The organism is Streptomyces sp. NPDC057307, assembly GCF_042667665.1.
Taxonomy (GTDB): domain Bacteria; phylum Actinomycetota; class Actinomycetes; order Streptomycetales; family Streptomycetaceae; genus Streptomyces.
In genome coordinates, this window is sequence record NZ_JBHUZM010000210.1 from 1 (window position 1) to 9,438 (window position 9,438).

The window sequence follows — 9,438 nt, forward strand, 5'->3', positions numbered from 1 at the left end:
GGGCAGGTGCCGTGCACCTGCCGGGGCGGTTCGCGCCTTCGGAGAAGGTCGGGGGACGGTCGGGGAAGGTCAGAGAAAGGTCAGAGGAGGGGGGCCGGGAAGGTCAGGCGTTCACCAGGATCCTGCCCCCGAACTCCGTGTCGTCCGGCAGCTGTCGCTTGATCCGGTCGAGGGCGTCACGGAACCCCGCCCCGACGATCCCCGACTCGTAGGCCGCCCCGCCGCAGCGCAGCGTGAGGCTCAGCTCCGCACGCCCGGACGGCGCGCCCGTCGCTCGCTCATGGAGCGTCAACAGGCAGCTGAGCGTGGCCTGTTGGACCGTGCCACCCGCGTTGACGGGCATGGGTATGTCCCACTCCAGCACACAGGACGACAACACCCCGCCCGCCTCCGTGGGTTCCAGCACGGAGAAATCGGCCCCCTCGTATGCAACTCCCCTGATGTGGGTACGGACTTGCCGCCCGTCCGCGATGATCGCGATGGGCTCCGCACCGCGGCGGTCCCGATACCAACCCGCCCATGACTCCGTCGACTCCGCTGTCATGGCGCGGACTGTAGCGGTACGGGCCGCTCCGCCGCGCGCGTGGGTCACCGCTTCAGGCCGTCCCACCCCGCCGGATTCACCGCGCCGGCCGCCTCAACCGCCTCAGCGCTTACGGCTGTACGTCCTGACGACCGCTCCGTTGCCGAAGGTGCGGTTGGAGTCCAGCGTGAACTCGGTCTGGGCGAACTCCGTGCCGAACATGGGCATTCCGGAGCCGAGGATGAGCGGATACGTCTTGATGACCAGCTCGTCCACCTCGTCGAACAGCTCGGCGGCGAGATTCGCGCCGCCACAGAGGTAGATCCCGAGACCGTCCTCCTGCTTCATCTTCCGGACCATGGCGGCGAGGTCCCCGGAGACGATCTCCACGGCGGGGTCGGTGCTCACGAGGGTCCGCGAGGCCACGAGCTGGCGCATATGCGCGTACGGACTGGTGACGCCGATGTCCAGGGCCACCTCATAGGTGCGCCTGCCCTGGATGTTCGTGTCGAACTGCTTGTTCTCCAGGTGGTCGATACCCAGCGGCTGACGGCCGGGCGTCGGCAGCGTCTCCGGATACTCCTCCTTGAGGAAGGCGAGGAACTCCTCGTCGACGAAGCGGGTGAAGAAACCGCCCTCACCGCTGGGGTCGCCAATGAAACCGTCGATCGACGCGGCGATGAAATAGCTGAGCTTGCGCAAGCCGGACCTCTTTTGCGATGGGCGACAGAATCTGTCACGGCCGACGCCCGGAACCCGTCCGGAGCGCGCGACCATGACCACTGCGCTCATAGTGCTTCATCCGTAGTGGTTACGCAAGGTGTTACCGCACCGCCCGACTCGCGGCCCTGGGCGCTGAGCACTGGACACTGGGCCCCGGCCTCGGTCCCGGTCCGGGTCCCGCGAACAGGCCCTAGCGTGTGCGCCGCGTGACGTATTCCGCCAGGGCCAGCAGATCGCCCGCCGCCGCGAGATCCGGGACCGCCAGGGAGAGTTGATGGACCGCGCGGGCCATCCGGTCGGCCGCCTGGGCCTGCGCCCAGTCGCGCCCGCCGGCCCGCTCCACCGCCGAAGCGGCCCGCGCGACAGCGGCCTCGTCCATCGGCCGCCGGTACAGATCCGCCAGCTCCTCGGCGGCCGGATGCCCCGAGACCAGCGCGGCGACGACGGGCAGCGACTTCTTGTGGGCGACCAGATCGGCACCGGCCGGTTTGCCCGTACGCTCCGGGTCGCCCCAGATCCCGATGAGATCGTCGATCAGCTGGAAAGCCAGCCCCGCCTCCCGGCCGAACGCGTCGAGCGCGGCCACCTCCGCCTCGCCCGCGTCCGCGTAGAGCGCCCCCAGCGCACACGAAGTGCCCAGCAGCGCACCGGTCTTGGCCATCGCCATCGTCAGACACTCGTCCAGCGACACATCGCTCGGCCCGCGCAGCTCCAGCGCGCAGTCCGTCTGCTGTCCGGCGCACAGCTCGATGACGCAGTCGGTGAGCCGCACGGCGGCCGGGGACGAGGCCGGGTGGCGGTCCTCGGCCAGCAGCCGCAGCGCCAGCGCCTGCAGGGCGTCGCCGACGATGATCGCGTCGGTGGTGCCGAAGACCGTCCAGGCCGTGGGCCGATGTCTGCGGGTCGGGTCCTCGTCGATGACGTCGTCGTGCAGCAGGGTGAAGTTGTGGGCCAGCTCCACGGCGACCGCGGCCGTGACGGCCCGGTGCGGCTCCCCTCCGAGCGCCCGTGCCGCCGCGAGCACGAGCGCGGGCCTGATCGCCTTCCCCGCACCGCCCGTACCCGGTGAACCGTCGGCCTCCTGCCAGCCGAAGTGATATCTCGCGACACGGCGGACGGCCGGGGGCAACGACTCGACCGCCGCCCGCAGTTCGGGTTGGACGACGCTACGCGAGCGCTCCAGGAGCGCCACGGCCTCGTGGCCATCGGTGGCGGCATCCGTGCTGGTCATGGTCAGGGTCACTTCCTCTGCGGCGGACTGGGCGGCTGCCGGGTGCGCGCGGGGTGGGGCCCGGCCGTACGGACGGACACGTCCGGGCCCCACCCCGCGCGTGTCACCTCAGTGCCAGCGGCTCACTTCCACGTTCTCCAGAACACCGAGCGCGTCCGGCACCAGGACCGCCGCCGAGTAGTAGGCGGTGACCAGGTACGAGATGATCGCCTGCTCGTCGATGCCCATGAACCGGACCGACATGCTGGGCTCGATCTCGTCCGGGATACCGCTCTGCTGGAGCCCGACGACTCCCTGCTCGGCCTCGCCCGTACGCATACAGATGATCGAGGTCGTCCCGGCGTCCGAGATCGGGATCTTGTTGCTCGGGAAGAGCGGCACCCCGCGCCAGGCCGGCACATGCGTGCCCGCGACATCCACCGTGGCCGGATTGAGCCCCCGCCTGTTGCACTCGCGGCCGAAGGCGGCGATGGCCCGCGGATGCGCCAGGAACATCTTCGAGCCACGACGGCGCGACAGCAGCTCGTCCATGTCGTCCGGGGTGGGCGCCCCGCCGTGCGGCTGCAGCCGCTGCCCGTAGTCGCAGTTGTTCAGCAGGCCGAACTCGCGGTTGTTCACCAGCTCGTACTCCTGGCGCTCGCGCAGCGCCTCGACCGTGAGCCGCAACTGCTGCTCGGTCTGGTTCATCGGCTGGTTGTAGAGGTCGGCGACCCTGCTGTGGACCTTCAGCACGGTCTGCGCGACGCTCAGTTCGTACTCCCGCGGCGCCCCCTCGTAGTCCACGAACGTATGAGGCACCACGGCCTCGCCGACATGGCCGGCGGACAGCTCGATCGCCGCCTCACCGTACTTGTTGGTCCGCTGCTCCGGGACGGACGCGAGACCGTCCAGATGCCCGCGCAGCGACCCCGCCCGCTCCGCCAGGTTCAGCACGTCCTGCCGGGTCAGCACGAGCACCGTGCAGGCTGTCGCCGCACGTGCCGTGTACTGCCAGGTGGCCTCGTCGTCCACCAGCGCCTGATCCCCGAAGTACGCCCCGTCGGCGAGGACTTCGAGCACCGTCTCGTCCCCGTAGGGCCCCTCCCCCACCTTCTCCACCTTGCCGTGGGCCAGCAGGTACACCCGGTCCGCCGCCGAGCCGGAGGCGGCCACGGTCTGCCCCGGGCCGAACTCCTGCTGCTCGCAGCGGTTCGCCAGCTCGGCCAGGACCTGCTCGTCCTCGAAGCCACGCAGCGCGGGCAGCTCGCCCAGCTCCGCCGGGATGACCGCCACCCGGTCGCCGGTCTGCACGAACGTCACACGCCCGTCACCGACGGCATAACTGAGCCGGCGGTTCACCCGGTACGTACCACCCTGCACCTGCACCCAGGGCAGCATCCGCAGCAACCACCGCGAGGTGATCTCCTGCATCTGCGGCGGCGTCTTCGTGGTGGTCGCCAGGTTCCGCGCGGCGTCCGTCCCCAGGCTCTGCTGGGAAGGCTGCTCCACCGTACGGACCTCGTCACCAACCGACATAAGTCTCCCTCTCGATCATGGGCTGACCTGCGTGAACAAGCTTTGCATCACGCATAGTTGTCGCGCTATCACACAAATGAGTGGGACTGGATCACGGTGGTCGGGGCACGTTCACCGCTTCTGTCATCCCCGTGCAGACAGACGGCCGAAAGTGACCGGATCAGCTCGTACAGCGTGCGAATTGATGGTCCACTCCGCCGTGTTCGGGGAATAGGCCAGCCAAACGACACCGACACGAGACGCAGTTCCACATCCACCGGTCTAGGAGGCGACATGGCCACACCCATGTCTGCGAGCAGATTCATCGGCGCGCTGAAGGACGAGGGTCTGACCGTCGTCGAAGTAGGCGACTGGCGTACGCACAACCGCAATCACGTGGGGCCCTGGGGCCCGGTCCACGGCGTGATGATCCACCACACGGTCACCAAGGGCACCGCGAGCACTGTCCGGATCTGCCGCGACGGCTACGCGGGTCTGCCGGGGCCGCTGTGCCACGGCGTCATCGACAAGCGCGGCCGGGTGCACCTGGTCGGCTACGGCCGGGCCAACCACGCGGGCAGCGGCGACGACGACGTCCTGCGCGCCGTGATCGCCGAGACGGCCCTGCCGCCGGACAACGAGGCCAACACGGACGGGAACAGGCACTTCTACGGCTTCGAGTGCGAGAACCTGGGCGACGGCAAGGACCCGTGGCCCGCCGTCCAGGTCGAGGCCATGGAGGCCGCGGCTGCGGCCGTGTGCCGGGTCCACAAATGGAACGCGCCGTCGGTCATCGGCCATCTGGAGTGGCAGCCGGGCAAGATCGACCCCCGCGGCGTCTCCATGGCCAGTCTGCGCCGGCGCATCGACGAGCGGCTGAGCTAGGGGGTGTCCGGAGCCCTGTCCGACAGATCCCGCCCGGCACGCGCCGGCGCGGCCGCGAACGCGACAATGAATGGGTGACCCCGGAAGCGCTCGACCTCGCCGCCCTGCGGCCACGGCTGCCGTCACCCCTGCGGACCGTCGAGGACGAGCGCTTCACCCGCCGCGGCGTACGGCTGCTGCTGAAGCGGGACGATCTGATCCATCCCGCGCTGCCGGGCAACAAATGGCGGAAACTCGAACCGAACCTGCGGGCCGCCGCCGGCACCGGCCATCGGGTCCTGCTGACCTTCGGCGGCGCGTACTCCAACCATCTGCGCGCCACCGCCGCCGCCGGCCGGCTGCTGGGCTTCGCGACCGTCGGGGTCGTCCGGGGCGACGAGCTGGCCGCCCGCCCGCTGAATCCCTCACTCGCCCGGTGCGTGGCCGACGGCATGCGGCTGCACTTCGTCGACCGGGCCACCTACCGCCGTAAGACGGAATCCTCCGTACTGAAGGCGCTGCTGACCGCCGCCGCCGACGGGCTCTCCGTACCTCGTGAGCGGGTGTACGTCGTCCCCGAGGGCGGCAGCAACTCCCTTGCCGCGCAAGGCTGTACGGCCCTCGGCCGGGAGCTGCGCGGTGCGGCGGACGTGGTGGGGGTCGCCTGCGGCACCGGCGGCACCCTCGCGGGCCTGGCAGCCGGTCTCGCCCCCGGGCAGCGCGCCGTCGGCTTCCCCGTGCTGAGGGGCGGCTTCCTGGCCGGCGAGATCCGCGCGCTTCAGCTGGCGGCCTTCGGCGGCCCCCGGGGCGACTGGCGGCTCGACGAGCGCTTCCACGGCGGCGGCTATGCCCGTACGACGCCCGCGCTCGACGCGTTCGCCGCCGACTTCGAGGACCGGCACCAGGTCCCCGTCGAGCGCCTCTATGTGGCCAAGATGCTCCACGGGCTGACCACCCTCGCCGAGGAGGGCGCCTTCCCGCCGGGCAGCACGGTCGCCGCCGTCGTGACCGGCGGTCCGGAGCCGGACGGCGGGGCTCAGTCGGACTCCTCCCGGTAGGCCGCCGCCTCCTCCAGGTCCAGCCGGCGCAGCAGCGTCCGCAGCATCTCGTCGTCGATCCGCCGCTCGTCGCGCAGCGTCACGAAGACGTCGCGTTCGGCGCCGATCATCTCCCTGGACAGCCGCTGATAGGTGCGGTCGGCGGATTCGCCGGTCAACTCGTTGACGGTGCCGAGCCGTTCCCACACGGAGTTCCGCCGCCGCTCCAGCACATGGCGGAGCCGGTCCGCCAGCGGATCGGCCAGGGCGTTGCGGTCGTCGGCGAGCAGTTCGTCCAGCCGCTGCTCCGCCGCCACCGACGCCCGGCTCTGGGCCTGCGCCTCGGCCAGGGTCTCGGCGTAGCTGTCGCGCCCCGGCAGCTTCAGCAGTCTGATCAGCGTGGGCAGGGTGAGGCCCTGGACGACGAGGGTGCCGATGACGGTCGTGAACGTCAGGAAGAGGACGAGGTTGCGGGCCGGGAAGTCGTCGCCGTCGTGCACGGTCAGCGGAATGGAGAAGGCGATGGCCAGCGACACCACGCCCCGCATGCCCGCCCACCCGACGACGAGCGGTGCCTTCCAGGTGGTGTCCGGTTCCCGCTCCCTGATCCGTCTGGACAGCATGCGCGGTACGAACGTGGCCGGAAAGACCCAGACGTAGCGGACCACGACGACGGTCACGAACACCCCGACGGCGTAACCGGCGACCTCCATTCCGCCGTAGGTGCCGAGCCCCTTCAGTACATAGGGCAGCTGGAGCCCGATCAGCGCGAAGACGACGGACTCCAGGACGAAGGAGACCATCTTCCACACGGCGCTCTCCTGGAGCCGGGTCGCGAAGTCGACCTGCCAGGACCGGTGTCCGAGGTAGAGCCCGACCACCACGACGGCCAGCACGCCCGACGCGCCCACCTGTTCGGCCGCCGCGTAGGCGACGAAGGGGATGAGCAGCGAGAGCGTGTTCTGGAGCAGCGCCTCCCGAAGATGCGTACGGAGCCAGTGGATCGGCACCATCAGTACGAGGCCGACACCGATGCCTCCCAAGGAGGCCAGCGCGAACTCGCCGATCCCGCCGGCCCAGCTCGCCCCTTCGCCGACGGCCGCCGCGAGCGCCACCTTGAAGGCGGTGATCGCGGTCGCGTCGTTCACCAGCGACTCGCCCTGCAGGATGGTCGTTATCCGGCTCGGCAGCCCCAGCTTGCGGGCGATGGCGGTGGCCGCCACCGCGTCCGGCGGCGCGATGACGGCGCCGAGCACCAGGGCCGCGGTCAGCGGCAGGTCGGGGATGAACAGATACGCGAGGTAGCCGACGGCGAGCGTCGCGAACAGGACGTATCCCACGGAGAGCAGACCGACGGCCCGCGCGTTGGCGCGCAGGTCCAGGTACGAGCTGTCCACCGCGGCCATGTGCAGCAGGGGCGGCAGCAGCAGGGGCAGGACGATGTGCGGGTCGAGTACGTAGCTGGGCACGCCCGGCACGTACGCGGCGCCGAGTCCCGCCGTGACCAGGAGCAGCGGGGCCGGCACGGGCGTCCTTCTGGCCGCCGCGGCGATCACCGCGCTTCCCGCCACCAGGGCGATCAGCTGCAACGGGTCCATGCCCACCGTCCTCCGCTAGCGTCGTAATCTGGCCATCATGAGTGAGTGCCAGCACGTTGCCGACCTCCCACGCCCCGAACCCGCGCCGCTGAGCGACACCTGCCTGGAGTGTCTGGCCTCGGGCAGCCACCCCGTACAGCTGCGGCTCTGTCTGGTCTGCGGTCATGTGGGGTGCTGCGACTCGTCACCGCACCGGCACGCCTCGCAGCATTTCAGGGATACGGGCCACCCCGTGATGCGTAGCTTCGAGCCCGGCGAGACATGGCGATGGTGCTTTGTCGACGGTTCGATCGTCTGAGCCCTGGGTACGTCAACCATCCGCCCGTTCTTCGTAATTGGTTGCCGCACACCTCTAGCCACTGTCCGTGCCCATATGCCTACTATGAGTAACCGGCAGCCCGGCCCTGGCCCGGGGGTCCCTGCGACACGGGACCATGGATCGCGATAGCGTCGCCAAGTCCAGACCGGCTGCGTACCGACTACGTACCGCAAGGCTTCGGGGGATTCCCTTCCCGGAGCCCTGAGAAGCTTGTGCCACCTTGGAGGTGAGGGTGTCCCAGATCGCAGGCGAGCCCGGGACCCAGGACTTCGTGGAAGTCCGGCTGCCCGCTGCGGGTGCCTACCTGTCCGTGCTGCGTACGGCTACGGCCGGCCTGGCAGCACGCTTGGACTTCACCCTCGACGAGATCGAGGACCTGCGCATCGCGGTCGACGAGGCCTGCGCGATCCTGCTGCAACAGGCCGTACCGGGTTCCGTCCTCAGCTGTGTGTTCCGGCTCATCGACGACTCGCTGGAAGTGACCGTCTCGGCGCCGACGACCGACGGGCGCGCGCCGGAGCGTGACACGTTCGCGTGGACCGTGCTGTCGGCGCTCGCGGGCAAGGTCGACGCGACGGTCGCCGACGACCGCACGGTCGCCATCAGCCTGTACAAACAGCGCGGCGCGGGACCCGGGCCGGCGTGAGGAACGGGGACGGTCCGGTGCGTGACGAGGAGCGGGTTCCCCAGGATCCGCGCGATGGGCATGAGGTTCCGGCGGATCCGGCGCTCGTGCCGTCGGGCATTCCTGAGCAGCAGGCCCGGCCCCATCCGGTGGACGGGCTCGACGGCCAGACGGCGGCGGAGCAGGCGCAGGCAGAGCGGGCGGCCACGATGAGCGAGCACAGGCAACACGATCCACATGACCGCAGCGGGGCGCGGGCGATGTTCATCGAGCTGCGCAAGCTGCCCGAGGACTCTCCCGAACGGGCGCTGCTGCGCAATCAGCTGGTGCGGATGCATCTGCCGCTCGTGGAGCATCTGGCCCGCCGGTTCCGCAATCGCGGTGAGCCGCTGGACGATCTGACGCAGGTCGCGACGATCGGCCTGATCAAGTCGGTGGACCGGTTCGACCCGGAGCGGGGTGTCGAGTTCTCGACGTACGCCACGCCCACGGTCGTCGGCGAGATCAAGCGGCACTTCCGTGACAAGGGCTGGGCGGTGCGGGTGCCGCGGCGTCTTCAGGAGCTGCGGCTCTCGTTGACGACGGCGACGGCCGAACTCTCGCAGCAGCACGGCCGTTCGCCGACGGTGCACGAGTTGGCGGAGCGGCTGGGCATCTCCGAGGAAGAGGTCCTCGAAGGGCTGGAGTCGGCCAACGCGTACAGCACGCTGTCGCTGGACGTGCCGGACACGGACGACGAGTCCCCGGCGGTGGCGGACACGCTCGGCTCGGAGGACGAGGCGCTGGAGAGCGTCGAGTACCGCGAGTCGCTGAAGCCGCTGCTGGAGGATCTGCCGCCGCGCGAGAAGCGGATCCTGCTGCTGCGGTTCTTCGGCAACATGACGCAGTCGCAGATCGCGCAGGAGGTCGGCATCTCGCAGATGCATGTCTCGCGGCTGCTGGCCCGGACGCTGGCGCAGCTGCGCGAGAAGCTGCTCGTGGAGGAGTGAGACGCCTCCCTGAGATCGCCGGAGGGGCCGTACGC

At 70.1% G+C, this 9,438-nt stretch carries 10 protein-coding genes; 5 read left to right on the forward strand and 5 right to left on the reverse strand.

Annotated elements, in window-relative coordinates; genetic code table 11:
• Window positions 1–103 precede the first annotated feature (103 nt).
• From ACFUN8_RS35595 to ACFUN8_RS35610, 4 genes are all read right to left on the reverse strand, one after another.
• Window positions 104–544 carry a DUF6304 family protein gene (locus tag ACFUN8_RS35595; RefSeq protein ID WP_383647096.1) on the reverse strand — a complete coding sequence of 147 codons (441 nt, stop codon included), beginning with the start codon at window positions 542–544 and terminating at the stop codon, window positions 104–106.
• 102 nt (window positions 545–646) lie between these two features.
• Complete coding sequence (locus tag ACFUN8_RS35600) at window positions 647–1,225, reverse strand: dihydrofolate reductase family protein (RefSeq protein WP_383647099.1); 579 nt, start codon at window positions 1,223–1,225, stop codon at window positions 647–649.
• 211 nt (window positions 1,226–1,436) lie between these two features.
• On the reverse strand, window positions 1,437–2,477 hold the full coding sequence (locus ACFUN8_RS35605; protein WP_383647101.1) for a family 2 encapsulin nanocompartment cargo protein polyprenyl transferase: 1,041 nt from the start codon (window positions 2,475–2,477) through the stop codon (window positions 1,437–1,439).
• Window positions 2,478–2,585: 108 nt separating this feature from the next.
• Window positions 2,586–3,992 (reverse strand): family 2B encapsulin nanocompartment shell protein, encoded by a 1,407-nt coding sequence (locus tag ACFUN8_RS35610; RefSeq protein WP_383647104.1) that lies wholly within the window; start codon window positions 3,990–3,992, stop codon window positions 2,586–2,588.
• A gap of 273 nt (window positions 3,993–4,265) precedes the next feature.
• Between ACFUN8_RS35610 and ACFUN8_RS35615 the strand changes: the two genes are divergently transcribed.
• Window positions 4,266–4,856, forward strand: coding sequence for an N-acetylmuramoyl-L-alanine amidase (locus ACFUN8_RS35615; protein ID WP_383647107.1), 591 nt, complete (start codon window positions 4,266–4,268; stop codon window positions 4,854–4,856).
• A gap of 74 nt (window positions 4,857–4,930) precedes the next feature.
• A complete protein-coding gene (locus ACFUN8_RS35620; protein WP_383647110.1) occupies window positions 4,931–5,893 on the forward strand; it encodes a 1-aminocyclopropane-1-carboxylate deaminase/D-cysteine desulfhydrase in 963 nt (320 codons plus the stop codon).
• Here the strand turns inward: ACFUN8_RS35620 and ACFUN8_RS35625 are convergent.
• Entirely contained in the window at window positions 5,872–7,470 is a 1,599-nt protein-coding gene (locus ACFUN8_RS35625; RefSeq protein WP_383647112.1) for a Na+/H+ antiporter, read from the reverse strand. The two genes, ACFUN8_RS35620 and ACFUN8_RS35625, sit on opposite strands and share 22 nt — an antisense overlap.
• A 37-nt stretch (window positions 7,471–7,507) precedes the next feature.
• On the opposite strand from ACFUN8_RS35625, the gene ACFUN8_RS35630 reads away from it, so the two are divergent.
• The 3 genes from ACFUN8_RS35630 to ACFUN8_RS35640 all read left to right on the forward strand — a co-directional run bounded on the left by ACFUN8_RS35630 (window position 7,508) and on the right by ACFUN8_RS35640 (window position 9,403).
• Window positions 7,508–7,768: a UBP-type zinc finger domain-containing protein gene (locus tag ACFUN8_RS35630; protein WP_383647115.1), complete on the forward strand. Its 261-nt coding sequence runs from the start codon at window positions 7,508–7,510 to the stop codon at window positions 7,766–7,768.
• Between the two features lie 253 nt (window positions 7,769–8,021).
• The gene (locus tag ACFUN8_RS35635) at window positions 8,022–8,435 is read left to right on the forward strand and encodes an anti-sigma regulatory factor (RefSeq protein ID WP_023538758.1); all 414 of its coding nucleotides are present in this window, start codon (window positions 8,022–8,024) and stop codon (window positions 8,433–8,435) included.
• Window positions 8,432–9,403: an RNA polymerase sigma factor SigF gene (locus ACFUN8_RS35640; protein WP_383647119.1), complete on the forward strand. Its 972-nt coding sequence runs from the start codon at window positions 8,432–8,434 to the stop codon at window positions 9,401–9,403. Before ACFUN8_RS35635 ends, ACFUN8_RS35640 begins: the two co-directional genes overlap by 4 nt.
• Window positions 9,404–9,438: the final 35 nt, after the last annotated feature.

What these genes read in the sequence shown, in the direction of transcription:
- ACFUN8_RS35595 (WP_383647096.1), bottom strand. Translation starts at nt 544, where the DNA reads ATGACAGCGGAGTCGACGGAGTCATGGGCGGGTTGGTATCGGGACCGC.
- ACFUN8_RS35605 (WP_383647101.1), bottom strand. Translation starts at nt 2,477, where the DNA reads ATGACCAGCACGGATGCCGCCACCGATGGCCACGAGGCCGTGGCGCTC.
- ACFUN8_RS35610 (WP_383647104.1), bottom strand. Translation starts at nt 3,992, where the DNA reads ATGTCGGTTGGTGACGAGGTCCGTACGGTGGAGCAGCCTTCCCAGCAG.
- ACFUN8_RS35615 (WP_383647107.1), top strand. Translation starts at nt 4,266, where the DNA reads ATGGCCACACCCATGTCTGCGAGCAGATTCATCGGCGCGCTGAAGGAC.
- ACFUN8_RS35625 (WP_383647112.1), bottom strand. Translation starts at nt 7,470, where the DNA reads ATGGACCCGTTGCAGCTGATCGCCCTGGTGGCGGGAAGCGCGGTGATC.
- ACFUN8_RS35630 (WP_383647115.1), top strand. Translation starts at nt 7,508, where the DNA reads ATGAGTGAGTGCCAGCACGTTGCCGACCTCCCACGCCCCGAACCCGCG.